Genomic DNA, 24160 nt, shown 5'->3' with positions numbered 1-24160 from the left:
TCGTAGGCTGGTCCGGTGACAGGTCCACAACCGTGCCAAGGCGCGGCCAAGGTCGCGGTCCGCGACCAGCTCCTCACCGGCCGCCGGCGCCGTTCGCTGAGCGAGGTCGGGGCCGCCGCCCGGGCCATCGCCGACCACCTGCTGACCGCACCGGAGATACGCCGGGCGGCGACCGTGGCGGCGTACGTCTCCGTCGGCGCCGAGCCCGGCACCACCGCGCTGCTCGACGACCTGGTCGCCGCCGGGAAGCGGGTGCTGCTGCCGCTGCTGCTGCCCGACAACGACCTCGACTGGGCGACGTACCACGGCCCGACCTCGCTGGCGCCGGCCCGCCGCGGGCTGCTCGAGCCGGTCGGCGCCGGTCTGGGCCTCGACGCGGTCGCCACCGCCGACGTCGTCCTCCTTCCCGGCCTGGCGGTGTCGAGGGCCGGCCTGCGCCTGGGCCGCGGCGGCGGGTCCTACGACCGCGCGCTGGCGCGGGTGCCGGTCGGGACCTTCACCTGCGTCCTGCTCTACGACGACGAGGTGCTCCCCGACGTCCCCGTCGAGCCGCACGACCGACCGGTCACCGCGGCCGCAACTCCCGGCGGCGTGCTGCGCTTTCGTTGACCTGCCACAAACTCACCGTTGACCTGCCGCAAACTCACCGTTGACCTGCGCCGACGTCACCGTTGAGTTCCAGCGGAGGAGCGACCCGGGCAACTGAACCGCGAGTTTGTGGCAACTCAAGGGCGAGGTTGTGGCAGGTCAACGGTGAGGACGGGGAAGGTCAACCTCCGGGGGTCAGGACCAGCACGTCCTCGCCCGCCTTCTCCACCGCCTTCTCGGAGAACACCCAGGGCAGGGTCTCGCCGCGTGCCCACAGGTCGGTCTGGTCGGTGTAGTGCGGGTGGAAGGCGTGCCCGGAGATGCCGGTGAGGTTGATCCAGCGGGCCGCGTCGAGGTCGTCCATCGAGACCACCATCCGCATCGAGGGGGCGGTGGCGACCTGGTAGCCGTCGCGGGCGTCCCAGGCGGTCGCGTTGACCAGCGAGCCGCCGCCGCCGACCTCCCAGCCGCCGCGGTTGAACATCCGCTCGACCAGCCCGATGCCGGACTCCCCCAGCGTCGAGGAGCGCAGCTCCAGCTCGTGCAGCGCGCCCCACGACCACTCGTCGGGGTCCGGGGACTCGAGCGCCGTCATCTCGTCGCGGGCGGCGATCATCGCCTCGCGCAGGATGTCGGTACGCCGCTCGACCTTGTCGTCGGTGCGCACGTCGTCCCACCACGCGTTCTTCCCCCGCGGCAGCAGCGCGCTGACGACCGCGAACCACCGGTCCCCGCCGTCGGGCTGGATCACCGGCGGCAGCTCGTCGGAGAAGGTGCGGGCCAGCACCTCGCGCCACACGACGTTGAAGTACGCCGCGGCCGCGCTGTCGGCGTCCTGCTGGTAGTTCCACGACCTGAGCAGCCGCTGGCCGGCGGAGTAGTAGCCGTGGGGCAGCTCGATGTCGAGGAGGTACGGCGTCAGCGCCTCCCCGATCGCGCTGCGGTCGTCGAGCTGGATGGCCGCCATCTTGTCGACGCTGAGCTCGTCGTCGGCGGCGAGCAGCCGGTTGATCCGGTCCGAGCGGTAGCCCTGGTCCCAGTCCGAGGTGAGGTACGGCGCGTACCGGGTCGGGTCGATCACGGCCTGGTTGGCGGTCGCGATGATCCCGGACTCCGGGTCGAGGACGCGGGGCAGGGCGTCGTACGGCACGACCTCGCCGGTCCAGTCGGTGTCCTTGCGCCACCCGGCCGCGGGCAGCCGCCCGTCGTTGCCGGGGCCGCGGACGGGGACCACGCCGGTCGCCTGGTAGCCGATATGGCCCTGTGTGTCGGCGTACACGACGTTCTGGCCGGGGACCGCGAACGCGGAGAGCGCCTTGTGGAAGGAGGTCCAGTCGCTGGCACGGTCGAGCGCGAGCAGGGCGTCGGCGGTCGGACGCGGGGTGAGCGCGGTCCAGGCGAGCGCGATGGCGGGGTCGCCGCCCGGCCGGGCGTCCTCGGCGTCCTGGGCGTCGGCGACAGCCTCCACCTGGTCGAGCAGGCCGTCCTCGGTGGTCTCGATGCCGTCCTCGTCGGCGAACCGGGCGAGGTCGGACAGCAGCGGGCCGTGGCTCGTGGAGCGGACCGTGATCTCGACGTCCTCGCCGTCACGGACCTCGATCCGCTCGGTACGCCGGGTCAGCGGGAGCTGCTGGCCGTCGTACTCCCAGCGGTCGCCGGTGACCCGCTCGACGAACAGGTCGGTGACGTCGGGGCCGAGGTTGGTGAAGCCCCAGGCGATGTCGCGGTTGTGGCCGATCACCACGCCCGGCACGCCGGAGAAGCTGAACCCGGCGACGTCGTAGGGGCAGTCGGGCGACAGGCTGCGGCAGTGCAGGCCGACCTGGGTCCACACGCCCGGCAGGGAGATGCCGAGGTGCGGGTCGTTGGCGAGGATCGGCGAGCCGGTGTCGGTGTGGTCGCCGGCGACCACCCACGCGTTGCTGCCGATGCCGTCGCCCTGGCCGAGGAGGGCGGGTACGCCGGCCAGCACGCTGCGCACCTTCGCCAGCGCCTCGACGGTGCGGGGGTCGGCGAGAGGTGGGCGGGCGAGGGAGCCGGCACCGGCGCCGGGGGCGTCCTGGTCGAACCCGCCCGCGACGATGCCGCCCTGCTGCACGATCGGCGCGTGCTCGGCGTACGGATAGTCGGGGTGGAGGTCCTGCGCGCGCTCCTCGCCGAGGGTCGCGGTCGCGATGGCGCGGCCGATCTCCTCCTCGAGGTTGCCGCGCAGGTCCCAGGCCATCGCCTTGAGCCAGGCGACCGAGTCGACCGCGGTCCACTTCTCCGGCTGGTAGTCGAGGCCGGTGATGCCGAGCAGGCTGTACTCCAGCGACATCTGCGAGGTCGAACGGCCCTCGAGGTAGGCGTTGACGCCCTCCGCGTAGGCGTCGAGGGCGCTGCGCGTGGCCGGGCGCAGCAGCGCGACCTCCTGCTCGGCGACGTCGCGCCAGCCGAGGGTGCGCACCACCAGGTCGGTCTCCAGGCCGGAGTCGCCGAAGAGCTCCGAGAGACGCCCGGCGGTCGCGTGCCGTCGTACGTCCATCTCGAAGAAGCGGTCCTGGGCGTGCACGAAGCCCTGGGCCAGCATCAGGTCGTGGGTGGAGTCGGCGTAGATCTGCGGGATGCCGTGGTCGTCGCGGACCACGCGGACCTCGCCGTCGAGGCCGCTGATCGACAGCTCGCCGCCGGTCTGCGGCCAGGAGCGGCGTACGCCGACGACGGCCGTGGTCAGGCCCGCGATGAGGACGAGGACGAGCAGGACGCCGAGGGCGGCCGTCCAGCGCAGCCATCGCGGCCATCGGGGCGCTCGGGCCGCTCGGGCCGCCGGGACCGGGGAAGGAGTGTCGAGGTCCACCATGGTGGGCGCCATTGTGCCGTGCGGTTGCCTGCTGGCGTAGCATTGGCACTCGCCCGGCAAGAGTGCTAGGGCGAGAGTGCCAAGCGAGGAACGTCGATGCCCACCTACCAGTACCTGTGCACCGAGTGCGGCCATGCCTTCGAGCAGGTGCAGAAGTTCAGCGACGACGCCCTCACGACGTGCCCCGAGTGCACCGGCAAGCTGCGCAAGGTGTTCAACTCGGTCGGCGTCGTGTTCAAGGGCTCCGGCTTCTACAAGACCGACAGCAAGTCCTCGACAAGCGCGTCGAGCACGCCGGCCACGTCGACCTCGTCGTCGAGCTCGTCGAGCTCGTCCGGCTCGTCGGGCTCCGACGCGGCCTCGTCCTCGTCGGCGAGCTCGTCGGGCTCGTCGAGCTCGAGCTCGGCCGCCTCCCCCGCCTGAGCCCCTGTGGATGACGCCGGCAGCCGGCGTCGCGGCGGCCTACGGTCGCCGGCATGGAGTCCCGCGACCCCCGCCAGCCGCCCGCCCGTCCTCCGCTGCGCCGTGTCCGTGACGCGCTCGACGAGGTACGGCGGCGGGTGCTGCGCCGCCGACGCCTGATCGCCGCGCTCCTGCTCGGCCTCGGCGCGGCCCTCGCCGTCCGCTCGCTCGCGCCGCCACCACCCGCGACCAGCACGCTGCTCGTCGCCGCCCGCGACCTGCCCGCCGGCCGGGAGGTGGCGGCGGGTGACCTGATGAGCGTCGAGGTCCCGGCGGACGTCGTACCGCAGCGGGTGGCGCGGAACCCGGTCGGCCGCCGGCTGGCCGCTCCCCTGCGCACCGGCGAGCCCGTGACCGACGTCCGCCTGGTCGGCCCCGACCTCGGCGCCGCCCAGCCCGCCGGCACCCTCACCGTCCCGGTCCGGCTCTCGGACGCCGGGCAGGTGGCGCTGCTCAGGCCCGGCGACCAGATCAGCCTGCTCGGCACCGACCCGCAGGCCGGTACGACCCAGGTCCTGGCGCGCGACACGACCGTGCTCGCCGTACCCGACCCGGAATCGGCGAACGGCGGCGCGCTTCCTGGGCGTCTGGTCGTGCTGGCCCTAGATTCGGTCGATGTCGACCTCGTCACGGCCGCATCCGCCGTCGAGCTCGTGACCTTCACATGGAGTCGCAGCTAGTCTCCGGGGCCGAGAGTCCCCCACCGCACCACCATCGCTCGGGAAGAGGAGAGATAGATGTCCGGGTTCAAGAACTTCATCCTGAAGGGCAACCTCGTCGACCTCGCCGTCGCCGTCATCATCGGCACGTCGTTCGCCGCGGTCGTCAAGGCCTTCACCGACGTGCTGCTGGCCTACGTCGGCAAGGTGGGCGGGGCCAACACGGTCGGCGCGATGGTGGTCGCCGACGTCGACATCGCGCCCTTCGTCAACGCCGTGATCGCCTTCCTGATCCTCGCCGCAGTCGTGTACTTCTTCGTGGTCATGCCCTACACCAAGGCCAGGGAGCGCTTCTTCCCCGCCGACGCGGGCGGCCCCACCGAGGTGGAGCTGCTCACCGACATCCGCAACGCGCTGGTCAACCGCGACTGACCACACCGCACACGCGCATCGAGGGCCGGTGGGGGCATCCCCACCGGCCCTCGATGCGTCGTGGCTCCTGCGGGCCGACCGGGGGTGGGCTCAGCCGTGGTGGGCTCAGCTGCCGTGGTGCGGCGGGACCTGCGCCTTGAGCCAGCGGTCGCTGGCGCTCTCCCGGGCGGCGGGTGGGACGTCGTCGCGCTCGTCGGAGGTCACCGACGGCTCGACGTCGCCGAAGATCTCGGCCAGCCGGCGCCGCCGCTCCCAGTCCGTCTCCTGCTCGCCCACGACGACCGGCCTCAGGTGCACAGGCCGGCGGCCTCGCGGCCGGAGGCGCTGAGGCCCTCGGGCACGACCGGCGGGGTCACGCCGTTGCTCGGCGTGGTCCCGGGGGTGCCGGGGGTCCCGGTCTGGCTGGCGGTGTCCGACGGGCTGGCGGGCCCGGACGGCGACTGCGTGGCGGCGTCACTGACCGTCGGCGAGCCGTCGGGCTTGTCTCCGGCGCTGAGGGCGTCCTTGAGGAACTCCGGGGTCAGCGGCTTGTCCCGGCGGACCAGCTGCCACAGCTTGTCCACCTCGGGGGTCCACTCGATGCCGGAGCTGACCTTGTCGGAGTAGACCCACGGGGTGGTGATGAACTTGATGTTGTCGGCGCCGATGCCCTTCGCGGTGACGGCGAGGTCGGCCATCTGCGCGATGTTCTTGAAGTCGGTGTGCAGCGACGAGGACGCGGCGTTCATGAAGCCGATCAGCCGGTCGGGCCGGGCGATCATGCCGGCGGTGAGCGCCTTGTTGATCATCGAGCCGATGAACGCCTGCTGGCGGCGGGTGCGGTTGGGGTCCGTCCCGTCGCCGATCCGGTACCGGGCCCGCACGTAGGTCAACGCCTCGTTGCCCTTGATCTCGCGGGTGCCCGCCTTGAGGTGGATGTTGTGCGTCTCGTCGTCGATGTCCTCGGGGATGCAGACCTCGACGCCGTCGAGGGCGTTGACCATGTCCCGGAACTGGTTGAAGTCGACGAGCACGTACTTGTTGATCCGGATGTTAGTGGCCTGCTCGAACTGGCGGATCGTGCACGCGGGACCGCCGACCGCGAAGGCGGCGTTCCACTTGGCGTAGCCGGTGGCAGCGGCGATCTCGCTGCCGTCCTCGCGGTAGCAACTCGGCCGGATCACGGCGGTGTCGCGCGGCACCGAGATGCCGTAGGCGAACTTCCGGTCGGCGGAGAGGTGGAACAGGATCGTGGTGTCGGACAGGCCGCCGCCCGCCTCGCCGTCGATGCCGTTGCCCTTGCCCGAGCGGGTGTCGGTGCCCATCACCAGGATGTTCATCGGCTTCTTGGGGCCGGTGTCCTCCTCGGTCGGCCGGTCGGTGCCGAGCTGACCCGAGACATCCTGGGTGTCGATGTTGCCGTTCCAGTTGTTGTAGACCAGCACGACGCCGAGGCCGGTCGTGAGGCCGAGCGACATCAGGCTGGCGAGGATGACCTTGAAGACGACCTTGCCCGGCTGCGGCGCCTTGCGCCGGCCGCCGGCGACCCGCTTGCCGGCGCCACCCGTGCGCCCACGGCGTGCTCGGCGCTCGCTGCGCGGCCGGCGGCGGTCGGCCCGCGAGGTCGGCACCCGGCGCGCGCGGCTCCCGGGCGCGTCGGGGCGCCTGGTCTCAACGTCCTGCGTCATGGATCACCTGGTCGTGTGGCCGCTCGCGGCGGATGGTCGGGGTCTCGACGTCGCTGCCGAGTCAGCGGCCGGTCGGCACCGGTGGTACCACGCCCACCGTACGGACCGCACCAAGCGCGGCGGCGAGTCGCTCACCATTGTGACCGGACCCCCGTGCGTCGACCCAATCCGGGGCGGGCGGCCCGGACCTGACAAGATGGGCCCACCACGCCCCAGTAGCTCAGTGGATAGAGCAGCCGCCTCCTAAGCGAAAGGTCGCAAGTTCGACTCTTGCCTGGGGCACCCGAGCTCACCGGGCCGTCAGCGCGGCCGCCCGGGAGCCGTCCCGGGCACTGTTCCGGGCACGCAGCGCGCGAGTCGTGCGCCGGGCGAGCACGAGCCAGCAGCCGATCGCGACGCACGACAGGCTCGCGGGGACCCAGTGCTCGAGCAGCACGGAGGCAGCGGTCGCCGAGACGAACGCGGTCAGGTTGGCCACGACGTCGTAGACCGGCGCGACGAAGCGCCGGTTGAGGACGTGCGCGACGGCGATCACCACGCCGCAGGCGAACGTGACCGAGAGAAGGAAGCTCACCACCGCGCCAGTATCCGGCGCACCTGGTGAGGATCGGCCATCCGCGCTCGCCGACGGCCGCGCCGGGCCGGGTCAGCCCGCCGCGGCCGGCCAGGCGAGATCGGTGTCCGGCGGCCGCCAGCCGACCCGGTAGGCCGCACCGACCGCGGCGAGCTGCGAGGTCGTCTGCAGCTTGGCGAGGACTCGCTTCACCTGGGTGCGGACGGTGACCTCGGAGACGTACGCCGACCGCGCGATGTCGCGCACCTGGACGCCCTGCATCAACGCAGCGAGCACCTCCGCCTCGCGCCGGGTCAGCCGGTCGAGGCGGGCTCGGATCGTGCGGACCTCGTCGCGCTCGCGCAGGGCCGCGTCGATCAGCTCCCGGCGCTCCTCGGCGCTCATCAGCGGCTGCTCGTCGCGGACCGCCCGCGCCGCAGCGACGACGTCGGCGAGCTGGCAGGTCTTGGGCAGCACGGCCTTGGCGCCGCGGAGGAGCGCCTCGCCCCACTCGAGGCGGTCGCCGGTGCCGGTCAGCACCACGACCGACGTACCCGAGGCCGCCAACGGACGGACCAGCCGCAGGCCGTTGCCGACCCTGCCCAGGCTGGGCTCGAGCAGCACCATCCGGGCCGCGCTGCGCAGCGTCGAGGCGAGCACGGAGGCGAGGGTCGCGTGCACGTCGGACAGCGAGATCAGCCGGACGATGTAGCCCTCGTCCTCGAGGGCCGACGCCACGGCGTCGGCGAGCACCGCGTGGTCGTCGACCACCGCGATGCGCATCGGTCGAGCACCACTCATCCGCCACCCCCGCAACGACCTCGCCAGCCGATGACGGGCCCCGGGGGCACCTGGGCTGCGTGAGGAGGACCCCCTGGGCTCGTCGACGCTTTCGTTCTACCCGAAATGTGAGTCAGGTCACAACCATGGTTGAAGGTGAAATGACCCGACGCAGGAGGGGCCAGCGCGACCGTTGGGCCTAGGCCAGCACGGCGACCGCGGCGCCGTACCCCTCCGGCACGACGACGTCGTGGATGCTCCACGCACCGAGCCTGCGGCTCGGAGCACCATCGGTGCCGAGGTAGTCGAGGTGGGGGTCGCGGCCCAGGCCGATGCCGATGCCCTTGAGGTAGGCCTCGGTGCGGGACCAGGCGCGGGTGAAGCGGACCGAGGCGCGGCCGCCGTCGAGGGTGCCGTGGGCGGCGGCCTCGATCTCCTCGCACTCGCGCGGGTGCAGCAGCTTGGCCAGCGCCACCGGGTCGTCGGGGTGTCGCTCGACGTCGACGCCGACGGCGACGTCGGCCACGGCGACGAGCACCTGGCCGGGGGTGTGGCTCAGCGAGAACTCCACGCCGGAGCCCTCGGCCCGGGGGCGGCCGTGCGGCTCACCGCAGCCGGGACAGGCGTGCCGGCCCCACACCACCTTCTCGGGCGGGGTGTCGGAGACCGCGCCGACGACCAGGCGGGCGGCGGCGTGGGCGATCTCGTAGGCGCGGCGCAGCTCGGCACGCACGTACGACGACGCCTGCTGGCGCTCGCCCTCGTCGAGCCAGTCGCGGACGACCTCGAGCTCCTCGTCGGCGAACGCCTCCGTCGGGATCCGCCAGACCGCGACACCTCCCGGCCCCCGGCTCACCGGGGTGTTGAGCAGGGAGCCGAGGACCTCAGGGGTCACCGGCTCGGCCTGCTGGTCCGGTACGGCCAACGCCTTGTCGCGAGTCATCGGTCCCGAGGCTAACAAGTCGGTGTGAGCGGGCTCACGTCCGGGGCCCACGTCGGCGCCGGACCCTAGAAGCCGGCCTTCGCGCGCTGCGACTTGGCGATCGTCTCCTCGACGATCGAGTTCAGCCGGGCACCCTGCGGCCAGCCGGCGTAGTGGCTGAGGAAGACGACGATCTCGCGCAGCGCGTCGTCGTCGAGCTCGCCTGCGGCATGGGCCGCGGGGACCTGGATGCCGAGGACGTCGGCCGCGCCCTGACCGGCGAGCATGCCGATGAGCAGCAGTCGCCGATCCCGGTCGCTGAGGCCCGGACGCTCCCAGATGTCGGCGAAGAGGTGGTCGGCGGTGTAGCGGAAGAAGTCGCCGGTCCCGTCGGTCATGTCGAAGCCGTAGACCTGCTCCATCTTGCGCAGGCCCTTCGCCCGCAGCTCCGGCAGGTCGGCGAACTTGTCGCTCGTCACAGTCCCAGTCCCTTCCCCAGTCGTGGCAGCGCTTCCCGCGCCAGTGGTACGTCGACGCCGAGCTCGTCCGCGAGGGCGATCGCGAAGCCCAGGTCCTTCTCCCCCAGCGCGGCGACGTGCGAGAACACGCCGTGCCAGAAGTCGTCGGTCGCGATCGGCGCCGTCGTGGTGCGGTACATGATCGCGCCGGGTCCGCCGGTGATCGCGTCGGTGTGCCGGACGACCTCGCCGAGCGCGGCCAGGTCGAGGTCGGCGGCCTCGGCGAGGCGCTGGGCCTCGGTGACGGCCGTGAACGCGACGAAGTGGATCAGGTTGCGGGCCAGCTTCATCCGGGTGCCGGCTCCGACCGGACCGGCGTGGACGACCTTGCTGCCCATCAGCTCGAGCGCCGGGCGGGCGGCGGCGTACGCCTCGTCCGAGCCGCCGACCATGATCGCCAGGCTGCCGTCGGCGGCGCCCATCGGCCCGCCGCTGACGGGGGCGTCGAGCACCCGGCGTCCGTCCGCGGCCAGCGCGGCCGGGGTCTCGGGCGCGACCGTCGAGTGGACGACCAGCACGCAGTCCCGGGGTACGTCGGCAGCGACCGCCCGGACCTGGTCGTCGTCGCGCACCATCACGCACACGACGTCCACGTCGAGCTCGGCCACGGAACCGACGGCACCAGCCCCCGCGGCGACCAGCTCGGCGACCGGGTCCGGCGCGACGTCGTACACCTGGAGGTCGATGGCGTCCGCCTGCGCCAGCCGCAGCGCCATCGGCTTGCCGATGTTGCCGAGCCCGACGAACCCGACCCGCACCCGATCACCCGTCGGAGTCATCGGAGTCATCAAAGTCATCAGAGCCGGAAGGTCTGGCCGCCGTCGACCGCCAGGATCTGGCCGGTCACCCACGACGCGTCGTCGGACAGCAGGAACAGCAGCGCGCCGACCATGTCGTCGACGGAGCCCATCCGCTTGATCGCGAGGCTGTTGCGGACGATGTCCTTGGCGGCGTCGCCGGCCTGGGTACGGGTGGCCTCGGTGTCGGTGGGTCCGGGAGCGATGGCGTTGACCCGGATCCGCTGGCCGCCGAGCTCGTGGGCGAGCTGCTGGGTGAGGCTGTTGATGCCGGCCTTGGCGAGGCCGTAGAAGCCGGAGTAGAGGTAGGCCGCCGTCGAGCTCTGGTTGACGATCGCTCCCCCACCGCGCCTGGCGATCTCCGGGTAGACGGCGCGGGTCATCACGAGCGCGCCGTCGAGGTTCACGCCCATGAACCTCTTGTAGTAGTCCCAGTCGACGCTGATCAGCAGGTTGAACTCCATCGCCCCGTAGATCGCGGCGTTGTTGACCAGGTGGTCGATCCCGCCGAGCTCGTCGACGGTCCGCCGGACCAGGTTGTCCGCCGACTCGGCCGAGGAGACGTCGCAGGGCACGAAGATCGCGCGGCCGCCGTCCTCGTTGATGGACGCGGCGACCTTGGCCCCGGCCTCCTCGTCGATGTCCGCGACGACGACCGCGGCACCCTCCCTGGCCAGGGCTCGCGCGTAGGCCTCACCGATGCCCTGGGCCGCGCCCGTGACGACGACGACCTTGTTGTCGAACCTCATGGTCACTCCTGTCGCTCTGGTCACTCTGGTGGTGCATGAATCCCCGGATATCCGGGGATTCATGCGCTTGTCAGGGGTTGCAACACCTGACAAGCGTCGGAATCCCCGGATATCCGGGGATTCATGCAACGGCTCACGCGGGGAAGGCCAGCGTCTTCATCTCCAGGTACTCCTCGAACCCCGCGACGCCCATCTCCCGGCCGATGCCGGACTGCTTGTAGCCACCGAACGGCGCGTCCGGACTGAACCACACGCCGCCGTTGACGGCGAGGGTGCCGGTCCTGATCCGGGCGGCGACCGCCTTCGCCCGCTCCAGCGAGGCGGAGTCGACGGAGCCCGAGAGCCCGTACGCCGAGTCGTTGGCGATCCGCACCGCGTCATCGTCACCGTCGTGCGCGATGACCACGAGCACGGGGCCGAAGATCTCCTCCTGCGCGAGCCGCGAGGAGTTGTCGAGACCGGCGACGACGGTGGGCTGGACCCAGAAGCCGGGCTGATCGATGACCGCGCCGCCGGTGGCGAAGCTGCCGCCCTCCTGCTTCGCGATGTCGAAGTACGCCGCCACCCGGTCGCGCTGCACCGCGGAGATCACCGGGCCGCAGATCGCACCGGGGTCGGCCGGGTCCTTGACCCCGATCGACTCCATGGTCTGGGCGGCGACGGCGACCGCCTCGTCGTACCGGTCACGCGGGACGATCAGCCGGGTGGTGATGGCGCAGCCCTGGCCGGCATGGATGCAGGCGGCGAACGCCGTTCCTCCGGCGACGGCGGCGACGTCGGCGTCGTCGAGGGCGATCGCGGCGGACTTGCCGCCGAGCTCGAGGAACACCTTCTTCAAGGTGGGCGCGGCGGCCGCCATGATCGCCTTCCCGACCGCCGTGGAGCCGGTGAAGGACACCATGTCGATGCGGGGATCGGTCGACAGCACCGACGCCACCTCGTTGGAGCGCGGCGTGACCACGTTGAAGACGCCGGGCGGGATGTCGGTGTGCTCGGCGACCAGGCGCCCCAGCTCGGCGGCCAGCCACGGGGTGTCCGGCGCCGGCTTGAGCACGACCGTGCAGCCCGCCGCCAGCGCCGGTCCGACCTTCGCGAGGTTGATCTGCGTCGGCACGTTCCACGGCGTGATCGCCGCGACCACGCCGACCGGCTCGCGGCGCACCGTGCGGCGCGACGGGATTCCCATCGGCGCGGCGACGCCGAGGTCGGTCTCGAAGGCGTAGGTCTCCAGCAGGTCGGTGACCCACCGCAGGCCGTCGACGGGCACGTCGAACCCGGCGGCGCCCATCATGAAGCCGGGCATGCCGACCTCGGCGGTCGTCAGGGCCCGGAACGCGTCGGCGTTCTCGAGCAGCGCGGCGTGCAGCTGGCGCAGGCAGCGCACCCGCAGCTCGCGGTCCGTCGACCAGTCGCTCTCGTCGAAGGCCCGCCGGGCGGCGGCGATCGCCGCGCCGACGTCGGCCGCCGTACCGTCCGGCGCGACGCCGATCTCACAACCCGAAGCAGGGTTGAGGATCGGGTACGTCGACCCGTCGGACGCCGCGACCAGCTTGCCGTCGACCAGCTGCTGCGCGGGAGGGGGCAGGACGCTCATGCGGTGGCCTCCGGCGCAGCGGCCTGGGTGACGTACGCGCCCGCCTCGACCGGCGGCGGCCACACCGTGGAGGGCAGGTCCTTCAGGTGGTAGTGCCCCGGGACGTCGTGCCCGAACACGGACATCCGCTCCAGCAGGCGCGGAGTCGCCTTGTCGGCCTTGAGGATCTCCATGAAGGTGTGCGTCGTCGACGGCATGTCGAACCAGTCGCGCTGCCAGGCGATCTTGACCTGGCCGGCGTCGGCGCCGGCGGTCTGGCGCTCGACGCCGAACCACGAGCCGCCGATGCCGAGGATCTCGTACTCGTCGCCGGTCTCGTCGTTGACGATGCCCGAGCGCTGCTTCCAGAAGCCCAGCACCATGGACTTCTGCTCGTCGATCATGGTGCAGACGTAGTCGTAGTGCCAGCCGTCGAAGCCGTCCATCTCGATGCCGATCGCCCAGTCGCGGATCTGGTCGCGGCCAACCGCCATGAAGTGCTCGTCGTGGCTGTACATCCAGCCGTACGTCGCGTCCTCGGCGTACCACTCGGCCATCACCCGCCAGTCGCCGCTCTGCTCCGCGCGACGGTTGACGTCCAGCCAGGAGTCCCAGAACTCCTCGATCTCGGCCCGGCTCAGCTGGGCGGTCAGGTCACTCATCGGTCCTCCTCGATGGACAGGGCGAAGGCGGGGCAGTACTTCACGGCGGTGGTGACGTCGGCGCGCAGCGCCTCGTCGGGGTGCTCGTCGAGGAGTACGACGACGTCGGCGGCCTCGTCGAAGCCGAAGACGGTCGGCGCCTCGCTCTGGCAGAGCTGGTGCCCCTGGCACAGGCCGGTGTCCGCGACGACCTTCATCACGAAGACTCGGTGGTTGAGTTGCGAGCGCCAGCGAACCTCGAAACCCGCCGGCGGTAGCGCACCCGTGCGGGCTGGGCCAGCTGGATGACCATCTTCGTGAAGTCGTCGCGGTAGGAGTCGAGCGGCTGCACCGCCTCGAAGGAGAAGTCGCGCAGGATCACCGAGAAGATCGCCTTCATCTGCATCATCGCGAAGGCGTTGCCGACGCAGCGGTGCTTGCCGGCGCCGAACGGGATCCAGGTCCAGCGGTTCTGGAGGTCCTCCTGGCGCGGGTCGACGTAGCGCCCCGGGTCGAACTCGTCGGCGCGGGGGAAGTCCTCCTCGATCCGGTTGGACACCCGCGGCGACGCGGCGAGCACCGTGCCGGCGGGGATGGTGTGGCCGAGCAGCTCGAAGTCCTCCTGCACCAGGCGCATCAGGATGACCAGGGGCGGGTGCAGGCGCAGGGTCTCCTTGAGCACGGCCTCCAGGACCGGGATCGACCGCAGCGCCTGGAAGGACACCTCGGGAGCAGCGCCGTCGGCGTCGGGGGCGTAGAGCGCATCCAGCTCGGCGACGACGTCGGCCATCACCGCGGGGTTCCGGAGCAGCTCGATCATCGCCCAGGACGCCGTGCCCGACGAGGTGTGGTGGCCGGCGAACATCATCGAGATGAAGATGCCGGTGACCATGTCGGCGTCGTACCCGACGGCGATGAGGACGTCAAGCAGGTCCCGGTCCTGCTTGGGGATCTCGCCGCCCAGCGACTCGGCCAGTGCGACCCGCGCGGCGAAGATCGCCTGCACCTTCGCGACCAGCTCCTCACGGGCCTGGTCGCGGATCCGGAAGCTGTCGATGTCGGCGTACGGGTCGACGTACGCGATGGCGTCGGTGCCGTGCTCGAGGCGGTGGTAGACCTCCGCGAACGACCCGTCGAGCTGGTCGCGGAACGGCTTGCCGATCAGGCACGACGACGTCGTGTAGATGGTGAGCTCGGCGAAGAAGTCGAGCAGGTCGATCTCGCCCTCGTCGCCCCAGTCGGCCACCATCCGGCGGATCTCGGCCTCGATGGTCTGCGCGTGGCCACGCATCATGTCGCCGCGCAGCGCCTGGTTCTTCAGCATCTGCTGGCGCTCCTCGGGGGAGGCGTCGAAGACCACGCCCTTGCCGAAGATCGGGGTCATGAACGGGTACGCCGCCGCCTGGTCGAGCACGTCGTCGGGTGCCCGGAAGAACGCCTCGTTGGCCTCGGCACCGGTGACGAGCACGACCTGCTTGTCGGCCAGGCGGAACCGGCCGACGTCGCCGCACTCCTCGCGGACCCGGTGGAACAGCCGGATCGGGTCGACCCGCATCTCGGGGAGGTGGCCGGTGCCCTTGATGATCGCCGGTACGTCGGCGCCCTGGTCGTCGAGGACCGTCGAGACCTCGGGGATGTCGGCGAGCGTCACTGCTGGCCCTCCTTCGACAGGGGTGCTTCGGGGTTCACGTCGACCGGGCTGATGTGCACGCCACGGGGCGCGCTGACGACCGTCGTGATGGCGTCCGCGATCGCCGTCGCCTTGAGGAAGTGGGAGTGCCGTGCGTGGCCCCACTTGACCCACTCGGTCAGCACCTTCGCGCCAGCCTCGGCGTCCCAGTCGGAGCCCATCTCCGACCAGGTGGGCCCGGGGCGCACGATCGAGGCCCGGACGCCGGTGCCCTCGAGCTCCATCTGCAGCGCCTCGACCAGTCCCTCCAGACCGGACTTCGTGGCGCTGTAGCCGCGCATGAACGGGCGCGCCCGCAGCGCGGTGTCGGAGGAGACGAAGACGAGGTCGCCGCGCTGCCGTTCGACCATGCCCACGCCGAACGCGTGGACCAGCCGGTGCGCGCCGAGCACGTTGACGTCGAACTCGGTCGCGAGCTGCTCGGTCGTGGCGTCGAGGATCGCGCCGGGAGCGAGCAGGCCGGCGTTGCTGACCACGACCTCGATGTCGCCCAGTGCCGCCGCGGCAGCGGCCGCGAACTTCTCGACCGACTCGGTCGACGCGACGTCGAGGGGATGCACGAAGGCCTCACCCCCGGCCTCCCGGATCCCCGAGGCCAGCTCCTCGAGCCGGTCGACGCGGCGGGCGCCGAGCGCGACCGGGAACCCGGCGGCGGCCAGGGCCTTCGCCGTCTCGGCGCCGATCCCCGAGGACGCGCCGGCGACCACGGCCGGCCGGCGGTCGGGGTGGACGGGCTTGCGTGACGCAGCCATCAGACTCCCTCCTTCTCCGGTGGTTGAGGTGCGAGGAGCGCCAGCGACGAGCCTCGAAATCTCCGGCCACGGCGCTGGTACTCGCCCGGGCACAGTCGCTGCAGCGAAGCGGCGGGTTTCGAGGCTCGGTCGCTGCGCGACACTCGCACCTCAACCACCGGTCCGCGGGGTGAACGTCACCGGCAGCGAGGCGAACCCGCGCACGCTGGTGGAGTGCACCCGGACCGCACGCTCGGCGTGCACCTCGAAGTCGGCGACCCGGCGGACCAGCTCCTCGAGCACCACGCGGGCCTCGAGCCGCGCCAGGTTGGCGCCGAGGCAGAAGTGCCGGCCCGTGCCGAAGCTGAGGATCCGCGCGAGCTCGGCCTTGTCGCGGTGGATGTCGTAGGTCGCCGGGTCGGTGAACACGCGCTCGTCGCGGTTGGCGCTGCCCAGCAGCACCAGCGCCTTCGACCCGCCGGGGATCCGCGTCCCGCCGATCTCGACGTCGTCGGTGACGTAGCGCGCCAGCATCTGGCTCGACGTGTCGTGGCGCAGGGTCTCCTCGATCCACGCCGGCACCAGGGTGCCGTCCGCCAGCACCCGGGCCTTCTGCGCGGGGTCCGCGGAGAGGTGGAAGAGCGCGTTGCCGAGCAGCTTGGTCGTGGTCTCGTTGCCCGCCACCACCATGAGGAAGAGGAAGGCCATGATCTCGCCGTCGCTGAGCCGATCGCCGTCGAGCTCGGCCGCGACGAGCGCGGAGGTGAGGTCCGCGGTCGGCGTACGACGGCGCTGGGCGACCATCTCGCCGTAGTAGCCGAAGAGGGCGAAGGACGCCTCCACGCCGGCCTGCGGGACGTCGCGGACGCCGTCCTCGCGATGCACGACGAGGTCGGCGAGGCGGCGCACCTCGTCGCGGTCGGCCTCCGGCACGCCCATCATCTCGGAGATGACGTCCATCGGGAGCTTGCCGGCGAAGTCGGCGATCCAGTCGGCCTCGCCGTGCTCGGCGTTGGCGGCGAAGGTGCGGGCCAGGTAGCGCTGCGTGAGCGCCTCCACCTGCGGCGTGAGCTCGCGGACCCGGCGCGGGGTGAACGCGGCGGAGACCAGCTTGCGGATGCGCGACTGCTCGGCGCCGTCGAGCCCGAGGAAGCTCATCACCCGGTGCGCCTCGGGGTTCCACGCCGACGCGTCGAGCGAGACGCCCATCCGGTTGGAGAAGACCTCGTCGTTGCGCAGTACGTCGAAGACGTCCTGGTGGCGCGAGATCACCCAGATGTCGTCCGCGGGCGCGTGGAAGACGGGCGCCTCGTCACGCAGGCGCTGGTACGTCGGGTACGGGTCGTCCTGGAAGGCGTAGTCGTAGGGGTCGAACACGAGCGCGCTCATCGGTTGCCCCGCATGATCACCTCGACGGCGGCGACCAGCCGCTCGGCGATCTCGTCGTAGGTCATCAGGCCCATCCCGGCCTGGAGCAGCGCGCCGGAGAAGGTCAGCACCAGCACCTCCAGCACCCCGGGGTCGGCCGGACGGTCCGGCTCGGCGAGCGCGGACTCGAAGCGGGACAGGAACTCCGCGCCGATCCGCAGCCGCAGCCGCGCGACGTCGGGGTCGGCGCCGAGCAGCGCCGGCGTCACTGCCGCGGCCAGCTCGGGCTCCTCGACGATCCGCGCGGTGAGCGCCCGCATCGTCGCCTGGAGCCGCTGGACCGCCGTACCTGCGGTGGTCCGGGCGAGCTGTGCCGAGGTGAGGTGACGCCAGAAGAGCTCGGCGAAGAGGTGGTTCTTGGAGGCGAGATAGGTGTACGCCGTCGCCGGCGATACCCCCGCCCGCTGCGCGACCGTGCGGACCGTCAGCGCCTCGTGGCCGACCGCCCGCAGCTCCTCGAGCCCGGCGGCGAGCAGCCTCTCCACCGTCTCGGCCTGCCGGGGGTTCAACCCCTGGCGCGGCATCTCGAACACCTGACTGGACACCTGTCCAACATAGGAGACGCTCCCGGGGAGCGCAAGACATTTCCTAGAACTGGTTCTAGTTTGTGGGGATGCGCAACGGGATCGTCCTCTTCACCTCCGACCGCGGCATCACGCCGGCCCGCCTGGCCCAGGCGGCCGAGGAGCGCGGCTTCGACACCATCTACGTGCCCGAGCACACGCACATCCCGGTCCGCCGGGACGCCCTCCACCCGACGGGCGGCGAGGAGCTGCCCGACGACCGCTACCTGCGCACCCTCGACCCGTGGGTCTCGCTCGCGACCTGCGCGGCCGTCACCACCCGGATCGGTCTGTCGACGGCGGTCTCGCTGCCGGTCGAGTCGGACCCGATCACGCTGGCCAAGACCCTCGCCACCCTCGACCACCTCTCCGGCGGCCGGGTCACCATCGGCGCCGGCTTCGGCTGGAACACCGACGAGCTCACCGACCACCACGTGCCGGCCGCGAAGCGACGCACCGTGCTGGCCGAGTACCTCGGCGCGATGCGCGCGCTGTGGACGCAGGAGGAGGCGTCGTACGACGGCGAGTTCGTCTCGTTCGGCCCGAGCTGGGCCTACCCGAAGCCCCCGCAGGGCCGGATCCCGGTCATCATCGGCGCCGGCGCCGGGCCGAAGACCATGCGGTGGATCGCCACCCACGCCGACGGCTGGATGACCACGCCGACCTCGACCGACGTCGCCGCCAGCGCCGAGCTGCTGCGCAAGGAGTGGGCCGAGGCCGGCCGCGAGGGCGAGCCCGACGTACGGGTGCTGGTCGCCAAGCGGCCCGCCGAGGAGGACTTCGCCGACTGGATGGCCGCCGGCGCCTCCGAGCTGATCTGGGGCGTGCCCGACTCCGACGAGTCCGCGGTGCTGACCTACCTCGACAAGATGGCCACCCGGCTGGGGCTCGTGTGAACGGCACCCCATTCGATCTGGTCCCCGAACCGGGCAATTCGCAGCCGATTCGCATGGGGCGCAGCAGGTACGCCGAGCTGTCGCGCGCGGAGCTCGCGGTCCTGGTCCCCGAGCTGCTGCTGATGGGCCAGCTGATCGACCGCTCCGGCATGGCCTGGTGCATCGCCGCCTTCGGACGCGAGGAGATGCTTCAGGTCGCGATCGAGGAGTGGGCGGCCGCCTCGCCGATCTACACCCGGCGGATGCAGCAGGCGCTGGGCTACGCGCCCGACGTGCCGGGCACGGGCGACGTGGTCACGATCTTCAAGGGACTGCAGCTCGACATCGGCGCTCCCCCGCAGTTCATGGACTTCCGCTACACCGTGCACGACCCCTGGCACGGCGAGTTCCGGCTCGACCACTGCGGCGCGCTGGTCGACGTCGAGCCGATGGGCGAGGACTACGTCCGCGGCATGTGCCACGACATCGAGGACCCGACCTTCGACGCCACCGCGATCGCGACCAACCCGCACGCGCAGGTCCGGCCGATCCACCGGCCGCCGCGGGTGCCCGCCGACCGCCACCCGCACTGCGCGTGGACGGTGACCATCGACCCGTCGCACCCGGAGCCGGAGCCGGTCCCGGCACTCGCCGTCAACGCGCGCTCCCGGGCCGCCACGCTCACGCTGGCCCCGATCGATCCCGCGGACGAGGGGCTGGGCGACTACGCCGGTCCGTTGCTCTCGGACGTCGACTTCACCGCGTTCTCACACTCCGCGCTGGTCCGCATCGCCGACGAGGTCTGCCTGCAGATGCACCTGCTGGACCGGGCGTTCGCGCTCGCCGTCGCCGAGCGGGTGGAGACCGAGGCCGAGCTGGTCACGCTGCGCCGCAAGCAGCTGATCGGCATCGCCGGCATCGGCGCCGAGCGCCTCGCCCGGGCCCTCGACCTGCCCCGCGACCCGGCCGGCGCGCTGCGCGGGATCTGGCTGCACCCGCTGCTCAACCCGGCGGCCTACGTGTCGGCTGCCGCGTCGCGCGGCGAGATCACCGTCGTCCCCGGGCCGGCCGACGAGGACGCGGCCTGGATCTCGTTGTGCGGGCCCTCCTGGCCCGAGGCCCTCCGGGCGATCGCCGGGGCGGTCGACCCCCACCTCGACGTCCGGGTCGCCGAGGCGCCGCACGCCGGGTGGAGCGTCGAGGTCGTCGCGGGCGAGTCCCGGCCCGAGGCCGAGGAGGTCGCGGTCACCCGGTTCAGCACCGGTGCGTCGTTCGCCTTCGAGCCGCGCAGGTCGATCCCGATCACGCCGCTCTGAGCCGGCTCAGCCCAGCCGGGCGAGGAACTCCCTCGACCGCGCCAGGACCAGCGCAGCCGCCCCGGCGTCGTACGTCGGCAGCGAGCTGTCGGTGAACAGGTGCCCCTCGGCGGGGTACAGGAACAGCTCGGCCAGGTCCGGCCCGGCCGCCTCGATGAGCCCCTGCGCCGCGGGCAGGTCCTCGGCGAAGAACTCGTCGCCGTCGGCGCCGTGGACCTGCACCGGGACACCGTCGGGCCAGGGGCCGAAGGCCCACTCGCCGGTGACCGGGATGCAGGACTCGTAGAGCAGCGCGCCGCGGGCGCCGGGGCGGGTCTGCGCGAGGCGCTGGGCGAGGGACTCGCCGACGGAGAAGCCGGCGTACACGACGGCGTCCGGCAGGGCGTCGACGGCGCGGTCGGCGCGCGCGTCGAGCTCGTCGCCGAGCTCGCGGACCAGGGCGAGGCCGGCGTCGAGGCTGGCGGGGAGGATGCCGTCGAACAGGTCGGGGGTGTGCACGACGTGCCCGGCGGACCGGAGGGAGTCGGCGAACTGCCCGACACCTGGGGTGAGGCCGCGGGCGTGGTGGAACAGGACGACCTCGGCCATCACGTCACTCCTTGCTGGGCGGGACTGGACCCTCGGCACGCTAGCCGCGACCGGGGACAACGCCGATCGGGGAAACTGCAAGGTTGCGATTCGTCGGCGCTCCCACCCCTGTGTCCCTACGATCACGCCATGACTGTCTCGGGTCGGCCCGCGGACGACGCGACCCTCGTCGCGGGCGTCCTCGCGGGCGACCGGCACGCCTTCGCGGGTGTGTACGAGCGCTACGCCGACCGGCTCCACGACTTCGCCTACTCGATGCTCCGCAACCACGAGGAGGCCGCGGACTGCGTGGCGGACTCGTTCGTGGTGCTGGCGGAGAAGGCCGGGCAGCTGCGCGATCCCTCGCGGCTGCGGCCGTGGCTCTACTCCGTGGTCCGCAACGAGTGCCTGCGCACGCTGCGCGGCCGGGCCCGCGAGGCCCACGACGACGAGTGGCTCGAAGCCATGCCTGACCTCGGCAGCGGACCGGAGCAGCAGGTCACCGACGCCGCCGTGCACGACGAGCTGCGCGAGCTGGTGTGGGCGGCGATCGAGGGTCTCAACGACCGCGACCGCGCCCTGCTCGACCTGCACCTGCGCCAGGGCCTCGAGGGCGCCGAGCTCGCGGCCGCGATGGACGTGACCCCGCAGAACTCCTACGTCATGCTCAGCCGCGCCCGCGACCAGGTCGAGCGCGCCCTCGGCGCCCTGCTCATCGCCCGCCGCGGCAGCGAGCTGTGCGGCGAGCTGTCGGGCATCCTCGGCGACTGGGACGGCCGGTTCTCGCCGCTGATCCGCAAGCGGGTCGCGCGCCACATCGACGGCTGCGAGACCTGCGAGGCCCGCCGCCGGCTGATGGTCAGCCCGATCGCCCTGCTCGCGGGCGTCCCCGCCTTCGCCGCCCCCGCCGCGCTGCGCGACCGGGTGCTCGGCGACGAGCGGCTGGTGGCCTACTACGTCGACGACCCGGTCCTGGCTGCCGGTGGCGCCCTCCCGGGCACCGGTACGGCGAGGCGCGCGCTCCTCGTCGTCGGCCTGGTCGTGCTGCTGCTGGCCCTCGGCGGCGGCGCGGTCGTCGCCTGGTGGCCCGACGGCGACCAGGCGGCCGTCGCCACCGACCCCGCGACCAGTCCCGGAGGCCCCGCCATGCCCGCGAGCGAGCCGGCCGGGCGGTCCGGGACGGCCACCACGACGTCCGGCGTACCCGTCGAGCCGTCGTCCACCGCGACCACGCAGACCACGGCCGGATCGACCAGCACCACCGAGACCTCGACCGGGGCCACCGTGGCGACACCGGCCGACCTGCGCGTCTCGACCCGCACCCTCCGGCTGGGCGCACTGTCGAGGGGCTCGGTCCGGCTGAGCAACCCGGGTGGCACCGCGCTGACCTACACCGTGAGCCCGCGCGTGGCCTGGCTGTCGGTGTCGCGCACGAAGGGCTCCCTGGAGCCCGGCGCCGAGTCCGGACTGACCGTCACGGCCGACCGGTCCACCCTCGGCGAGGGCAGCAGCACCGGCACCGTCGCCGTCTCCTGGTCCGGCGGCACCGTCGTCGTGTCGGTCCAGGTCGGTGTCGACAAGCCGCCCGTCATCGGCGCGATCCAGGTCGGTGGCCCCACCGACTGCTCGGGCCGCACCGTCACCACGACCGCGGCCGACGCGACCCTCCAGTCGGTCCGGGTCGCCTGGAGCGGCCCGAGCGGCAACGGGCAGAAGGCGATGACCGCGTCCGGCGGTGGCTGGACCGCGAGCATCGGGCCGTTCCCGATCGGCGGCGCCGTCACCGCGACGGTCACCGCCGTCGACCGGGCCGGGCACACCACGACCCGCTCGTCGAGCTTCGACGTCGATCCCTGTCCGGGCTGAGCGTCCCGGGCGGGGTCAGCCGGACAGGCGCGGCGTCCCGCAGTCGACCTTCGGCACGGCGTTGACCGTGCCGCCGGCGACGTCGGCGCCCAAAGCAGTGAGCAGCGGTCCGAGCAGCCACTTGTCGAGCCCGTTCTTGAGCGGGTTGACGATGCCCTGGAGGACCAGGTCGACGACCCACTGCAGCAGGCTCGGGATGCCGAGGAAGGCCAGCAGGTCCGAGAGCGGGCCGAGGCCGCCCAGCAGCTTGAGGCTGTTGACCGACAAGAACAGGTCGGGCACGCCGAGGCCGCCCTGCTGGATCGGCACCGTGGCGTCGTAGTTCTCGCCGACGATGTCGAGGTGCGTGCTGCGCACCGGCCGGTTCGGGTTGGCCCCGCTGGACAGGGCGACGGTGCCGCTGACGACCTCGATGCCGTTCCAGCCCGGGATGCCGAGGCCGAGCAGGGAGACGCTGAGCTTGGGCGAGGTCGGGTCGTCGGCGCGCTGGCCGAGACGGACGTCGACGCCGAGCAGCCCGCTGTCGACGAGCATCTTGATCCGCTTGCCGGTCGGCAGGCACTCGACCGCGGTGACGGTGGCGCTGGCGTCGGCGAGGGTGAGCTTGACGGAGAGCGGGACCCGAACGGCGATCAGGCCCAGGTCGAGGGCGAGCGCGTCGCCCTGGAGGGTGATCTCGATCTGCGAGCTGGCGGCCTTCGTGCAGCTCCAGACCGGCTTCTGACCGACCTTCACGCTGGCCTTGAGGTCGACCAGGCTGGTGCCACCGGGTCCCAGCGGCAGCGGCAGCTTCACGGCGAGCGGCAGCTTGATCACGTTGGTGCCGTTGGCGATCGCCAGCGATCCCGCGACGAGATCGAACAGGTTGAGGTCGAGGTTGGCCGCGGCGTCGTCGGCGGTGGCGAGCTGGACGAGGTCGCTGAGCTTGATCCCGACCGCGGGCAGGTTGGCCTGGACGCCGTTGTAGACGTTGCGCAGCAGGTCGACCTCGGCCAGCCGGCCGCTCTGCCGCTCCAGCACCTTCACCGCCGCGAGCATCAGCTGGGACAGCCCCACGTCGACCCCGGCGACCTGGGTGAAGGAGGCCGCCGAGATGTCGGCGCTGACCAGCGGGTCCAGCTCCTCGATCAGGTCGAGCAGGTTGAGGTTGACCCCCGCCAGTCCGGCCTTGGGGTCGAGCACCTTGAGCGCGAGGTCGGACCCGAGCAGCTTGCCGAGCAGCGGGTTGAGCAGCCAGGACTGCTTCGTGTCGAGCTGGGCGGCGTACGAGCCGACCTGCAGGCACGCGCTGGGCCGGGCCGACGCGACCGCCGTGCGCGACGACTCGCCCTTCTCGACGCCGGTGATCCCGCCGAAGGCGAAGGCGACGTCGGAGTGGGCGCTCACCCGGACACCGCCGGGGATCTCGGTCGCCGCCGAGGGCCGCCACGCACCGTCGACGAGGGAGACGAGCTCCCAGGTGACGTCGGCCGCCGGCACCTCCCCGCCGACCAGGCGGCTGTTGCGGCGCAGGCTGGCAGCCTTGGCCGTGTCGATCGCGGCGCGGTCGGCGGCGGCGTAGTCCCCCGCCTTCTTGCCGGTCAGCTCGCGCGCGAGGTCGAGGGCCACCACGTCGACGACGGCCTGCAGGTCGCGGCGCAGCACCCGCTGCATGCCGAGGTCGACCGCGAACGCCGCGGAGACCAGGGCCACCGCCAAGAACACGGCCATCAGCACCGTGGTGGCCCCGCGCTCGGAGCCTCGCGCTGGACGCGACGGGGTACGACGCAGGCTGGCGCGCGCCATCGACGGGTCTCCTCCCACTGGGCCCGCGCGGTCGTCGTACCCCCTCCGCCGCCGCACGGACGTCTCCCCGGACGCCTCCACGCCCGAGGAGAGGGTACCTAAGCGGACGCTTGACCCACTGCAGAACGGCCGAGCCCGGTCCGCGGGCGGCTGGGGCAG

General features: G+C 72.3%; 25 protein-coding genes and 1 tRNA gene. 8 read left to right on the top strand and 18 right to left on the bottom strand.

The features are described from left to right. Window positions 1-15: 15 nt before the first annotated feature. Window positions 16-609, top strand: a complete 594-nt coding sequence (locus tag KU893_RS08700) for a 5-formyltetrahydrofolate cyclo-ligase (protein WP_218233949.1) — start codon at window positions 16-18, stop codon at window positions 607-609. 160 nt (window positions 610-769) lie between these two features. On the opposite strand, the gene KU893_RS08695 is transcribed toward KU893_RS08700, so the two are convergent. Beyond that, entirely contained in the window at window positions 770-3427 is a 2658-nt protein-coding gene (locus tag KU893_RS08695) for a penicillin acylase family protein (protein WP_218233948.1), read from the bottom strand. 96 nt (window positions 3428-3523) lie between these two features. Here KU893_RS08695 and KU893_RS08690 point away from each other — a divergent pair, with 96 nt between their 5' ends. From KU893_RS08690 to KU893_RS08680, 3 genes are read left to right on the top strand one after another with little or no spacing between them, the layout of a single operon-like run. Then, complete coding sequence (locus KU893_RS08690) at window positions 3524-3850, top strand: FmdB family zinc ribbon protein (RefSeq protein WP_218233947.1); 327 nt, start codon at window positions 3524-3526, stop codon at window positions 3848-3850. A gap of 53 nt (window positions 3851-3903) precedes the next feature. Next, window positions 3904-4569 (top strand): SAF domain-containing protein, encoded by a 666-nt coding sequence (locus KU893_RS08685; RefSeq protein ID WP_218233946.1) that lies wholly within the window; start codon window positions 3904-3906, stop codon window positions 4567-4569. Window positions 4570-4626: 57 nt separating this feature from the next. Further along, window positions 4627-4980 carry an MscL family protein gene (locus tag KU893_RS08680; protein ID WP_218233945.1) on the top strand — a complete coding sequence of 118 codons (354 nt, stop codon included), beginning with the start codon at window positions 4627-4629 and terminating at the stop codon, window positions 4978-4980. A gap of 105 nt (window positions 4981-5085) precedes the next feature. Here the strand turns inward: KU893_RS08680 and KU893_RS08675 are convergent, their stop codons facing one another. After that, window positions 5086-5256 (bottom strand): hypothetical protein, encoded by a 171-nt coding sequence (locus KU893_RS08675; RefSeq protein ID WP_246592386.1) that lies wholly within the window; start codon window positions 5254-5256, stop codon window positions 5086-5088. A gap of 11 nt (window positions 5257-5267) precedes the next feature. After that, entirely contained in the window at window positions 5268-6647 is a 1380-nt protein-coding gene (locus tag KU893_RS08670) for an LCP family protein (RefSeq protein WP_218233943.1), read from the bottom strand. Window positions 6648-6856: 209 nt separating this feature from the next. Between KU893_RS08670 and KU893_RS08665 the strand changes: the two genes are divergently transcribed. Beyond that, window positions 6857-6929: transfer RNA gene (locus KU893_RS08665), tRNA-Arg, on the top strand. Window positions 6930-6936: 7 nt separating this feature from the next. Here KU893_RS08665 and KU893_RS08660 read toward each other — a convergent pair. From KU893_RS08660 to KU893_RS08600, 13 genes are all read right to left on the bottom strand, one after another. Further along, window positions 6937-7224 carry a hypothetical protein gene (locus KU893_RS08660; protein WP_218233942.1) on the bottom strand — a complete coding sequence of 96 codons (288 nt, stop codon included), beginning with the start codon at window positions 7222-7224 and terminating at the stop codon, window positions 6937-6939. 69 nt (window positions 7225-7293) lie between these two features. Beyond that, window positions 7294-7983, bottom strand: coding sequence for a LuxR C-terminal-related transcriptional regulator (locus tag KU893_RS08655; protein ID WP_218233941.1), 690 nt, complete (start codon window positions 7981-7983; stop codon window positions 7294-7296). Window positions 7984-8179: 196 nt separating this feature from the next. After that, the gene (locus KU893_RS08650; RefSeq protein WP_218233940.1) at window positions 8180-8923 is read right to left on the bottom strand and encodes a 4'-phosphopantetheinyl transferase family protein; all 744 of its coding nucleotides are present in this window, start codon (window positions 8921-8923) and stop codon (window positions 8180-8182) included. A 65-nt stretch (window positions 8924-8988) separates the two neighbouring features. Then, window positions 8989-9381: a carboxymuconolactone decarboxylase family protein gene (locus KU893_RS08645; RefSeq protein ID WP_257440650.1), complete on the bottom strand. Its 393-nt coding sequence runs from the start codon at window positions 9379-9381 to the stop codon at window positions 8989-8991. Then, the gene (locus KU893_RS08640) at window positions 9378-10199 is read right to left on the bottom strand and encodes an NAD(P)-dependent oxidoreductase (RefSeq protein ID WP_218233939.1); all 822 of its coding nucleotides are present in this window, start codon (window positions 10197-10199) and stop codon (window positions 9378-9380) included. The genes KU893_RS08645 and KU893_RS08640 overlap by 4 nt, the downstream gene beginning before the upstream one ends. 17 nt (window positions 10200-10216) lie before the next feature. Beyond that, window positions 10217-10966, bottom strand: coding sequence for an SDR family oxidoreductase (locus tag KU893_RS08635; protein ID WP_218233938.1), 750 nt, complete (start codon window positions 10964-10966; stop codon window positions 10217-10219). Between the two features lie 133 nt (window positions 10967-11099). Then, complete coding sequence (locus KU893_RS08630; RefSeq protein WP_218233937.1) at window positions 11100-12560, bottom strand: aldehyde dehydrogenase; 1461 nt, start codon at window positions 12558-12560, stop codon at window positions 11100-11102. Further along, window positions 12557-13201: a hypothetical protein gene (locus KU893_RS08625; RefSeq protein ID WP_218233936.1), complete on the bottom strand. Its 645-nt coding sequence runs from the start codon at window positions 13199-13201 to the stop codon at window positions 12557-12559. The genes KU893_RS08630 and KU893_RS08625 overlap by 4 nt, the downstream gene beginning before the upstream one ends. Then, window positions 13198-13398: a ferredoxin gene (locus tag KU893_RS08620; RefSeq protein WP_218233935.1), complete on the bottom strand. Its 201-nt coding sequence runs from the start codon at window positions 13396-13398 to the stop codon at window positions 13198-13200. Before KU893_RS08620 ends, KU893_RS08625 begins: the two co-directional genes overlap by 4 nt. Further along, on the bottom strand, window positions 13398-14831 hold the full coding sequence (locus tag KU893_RS08615) for a cytochrome P450 (RefSeq protein ID WP_308167205.1): 1434 nt from the start codon (window positions 14829-14831) through the stop codon (window positions 13398-13400). The genes KU893_RS08620 and KU893_RS08615 overlap by 1 nt, the downstream gene beginning before the upstream one ends. Beyond that, a complete protein-coding gene (locus KU893_RS08610; protein WP_218233934.1) occupies window positions 14828-15622 on the bottom strand; it encodes an SDR family oxidoreductase in 795 nt (264 codons plus the stop codon). Before KU893_RS08610 ends, KU893_RS08615 begins: the two co-directional genes overlap by 4 nt. Before the next feature lie 150 nt (window positions 15623-15772). Continuing rightward, window positions 15773-16990, bottom strand: coding sequence for a cytochrome P450 (locus KU893_RS08605; protein WP_218233933.1), 1218 nt, complete (start codon window positions 16988-16990; stop codon window positions 15773-15775). Beyond that, window positions 16987-17574 (bottom strand): TetR/AcrR family transcriptional regulator, encoded by a 588-nt coding sequence (locus KU893_RS08600; protein ID WP_257440647.1) that lies wholly within the window; start codon window positions 17572-17574, stop codon window positions 16987-16989. Before KU893_RS08600 ends, KU893_RS08605 begins: the two co-directional genes overlap by 4 nt. 68 nt (window positions 17575-17642) lie before the next feature. Here KU893_RS08600 and KU893_RS08595 point away from each other — a divergent pair, with 68 nt between their 5' ends. Beyond that, window positions 17643-18488 (top strand): LLM class F420-dependent oxidoreductase, encoded by an 846-nt coding sequence (locus tag KU893_RS08595; protein WP_218233932.1) that lies wholly within the window; start codon window positions 17643-17645, stop codon window positions 18486-18488. 53 nt (window positions 18489-18541) lie between these two features. Continuing rightward, entirely contained in the window at window positions 18542-19783 is a 1242-nt protein-coding gene (locus KU893_RS08590) for a hypothetical protein (RefSeq protein ID WP_218233931.1), read from the top strand. A 6-nt stretch (window positions 19784-19789) separates the two neighbouring features. Here KU893_RS08590 and KU893_RS08585 read toward each other — a convergent pair whose 3' ends face one another. After that, window positions 19790-20371, bottom strand: coding sequence for a dienelactone hydrolase family protein (locus tag KU893_RS08585; RefSeq protein WP_218233930.1), 582 nt, complete (start codon window positions 20369-20371; stop codon window positions 19790-19792). Window positions 20372-20500: 129 nt separating this feature from the next. Between KU893_RS08585 and KU893_RS08580 the strand changes: the two genes are divergently transcribed. Beyond that, window positions 20501-22216: a sigma-70 family RNA polymerase sigma factor gene (locus tag KU893_RS08580; protein ID WP_218233929.1), complete on the top strand. Its 1716-nt coding sequence runs from the start codon at window positions 20501-20503 to the stop codon at window positions 22214-22216. A gap of 15 nt (window positions 22217-22231) precedes the next feature. Here the strand turns inward: KU893_RS08580 and KU893_RS08575 are convergent, their stop codons facing one another. Further along, window positions 22232-24001 (bottom strand): Tad domain-containing protein, encoded by a 1770-nt coding sequence (locus KU893_RS08575; protein WP_218233928.1) that lies wholly within the window; start codon window positions 23999-24001, stop codon window positions 22232-22234. Window positions 24002-24160: the final 159 nt, after the last annotated feature.

Origin of the sequence: Nocardioides daeguensis, assembly GCF_019192965.1 — a bacterium.
GTDB classification, from domain to species: Bacteria; Actinomycetota; Actinomycetes; order Propionibacteriales; family Nocardioidaceae; genus Nocardioides; species Nocardioides daeguensis.
This window is presented reverse-complemented; position numbering and strand designations above follow the sequence as displayed.

Excerpts from the sequence above, each read along its gene's own strand:
- KU893_RS08695 (WP_218233948.1), bottom strand. The coding sequence starts at position 3,427 with ATGGTGGACCTCGACACTCCTTCCCCGGTCCCGGCGGCCCGAGCGGCC.
- KU893_RS08690 (WP_218233947.1), top strand. The coding sequence starts at position 3,524 with ATGCCCACCTACCAGTACCTGTGCACCGAGTGCGGCCATGCCTTCGAG.
- KU893_RS08685 (WP_218233946.1), top strand. The coding sequence starts at position 3,904 with ATGGAGTCCCGCGACCCCCGCCAGCCGCCCGCCCGTCCTCCGCTGCGC.
- KU893_RS08680 (WP_218233945.1), top strand. The coding sequence starts at position 4,627 with ATGTCCGGGTTCAAGAACTTCATCCTGAAGGGCAACCTCGTCGACCTC.
- KU893_RS08670 (WP_218233943.1), bottom strand. The coding sequence starts at position 6,647 with ATGACGCAGGACGTTGAGACCAGGCGCCCCGACGCGCCCGGGAGCCGC.
- KU893_RS08655 (WP_218233941.1), bottom strand. The coding sequence starts at position 7,983 with ATGCGCATCGCGGTGGTCGACGACCACGCGGTGCTCGCCGACGCCGTG.
- KU893_RS08650 (WP_218233940.1), bottom strand. The coding sequence starts at position 8,923 with ATGACTCGCGACAAGGCGTTGGCCGTACCGGACCAGCAGGCCGAGCCG.
- KU893_RS08640 (WP_218233939.1), bottom strand. The coding sequence starts at position 10,199 with ATGACTCCGACGGGTGATCGGGTGCGGGTCGGGTTCGTCGGGCTCGGC.
- KU893_RS08635 (WP_218233938.1), bottom strand. The coding sequence starts at position 10,966 with ATGAGGTTCGACAACAAGGTCGTCGTCGTCACGGGCGCGGCCCAGGGC.
- KU893_RS08630 (WP_218233937.1), bottom strand. The coding sequence starts at position 12,560 with ATGAGCGTCCTGCCCCCTCCCGCGCAGCAGCTGGTCGACGGCAAGCTG.
- KU893_RS08625 (WP_218233936.1), bottom strand. The coding sequence starts at position 13,201 with ATGAGTGACCTGACCGCCCAGCTGAGCCGGGCCGAGATCGAGGAGTTC.
- KU893_RS08620 (WP_218233935.1), bottom strand. The coding sequence starts at position 13,398 with ATGAAGGTCGTCGCGGACACCGGCCTGTGCCAGGGGCACCAGCTCTGC.
- KU893_RS08610 (WP_218233934.1), bottom strand. The coding sequence starts at position 15,622 with ATGGCTGCGTCACGCAAGCCCGTCCACCCCGACCGCCGGCCGGCCGTG.
- KU893_RS08605 (WP_218233933.1), bottom strand. The coding sequence starts at position 16,990 with ATGAGCGCGCTCGTGTTCGACCCCTACGACTACGCCTTCCAGGACGAC.
- KU893_RS08595 (WP_218233932.1), top strand. The coding sequence starts at position 17,643 with ATGCGCAACGGGATCGTCCTCTTCACCTCCGACCGCGGCATCACGCCG.
- KU893_RS08590 (WP_218233931.1), top strand. The coding sequence starts at position 18,542 with ATGGGGCGCAGCAGGTACGCCGAGCTGTCGCGCGCGGAGCTCGCGGTC.
- KU893_RS08585 (WP_218233930.1), bottom strand. The coding sequence starts at position 20,371 with ATGGCCGAGGTCGTCCTGTTCCACCACGCCCGCGGCCTCACCCCAGGT.
- KU893_RS08580 (WP_218233929.1), top strand. The coding sequence starts at position 20,501 with ATGACTGTCTCGGGTCGGCCCGCGGACGACGCGACCCTCGTCGCGGGC.
- KU893_RS08575 (WP_218233928.1), bottom strand. The coding sequence starts at position 24,001 with ATGGCGCGCGCCAGCCTGCGTCGTACCCCGTCGCGTCCAGCGCGAGGC.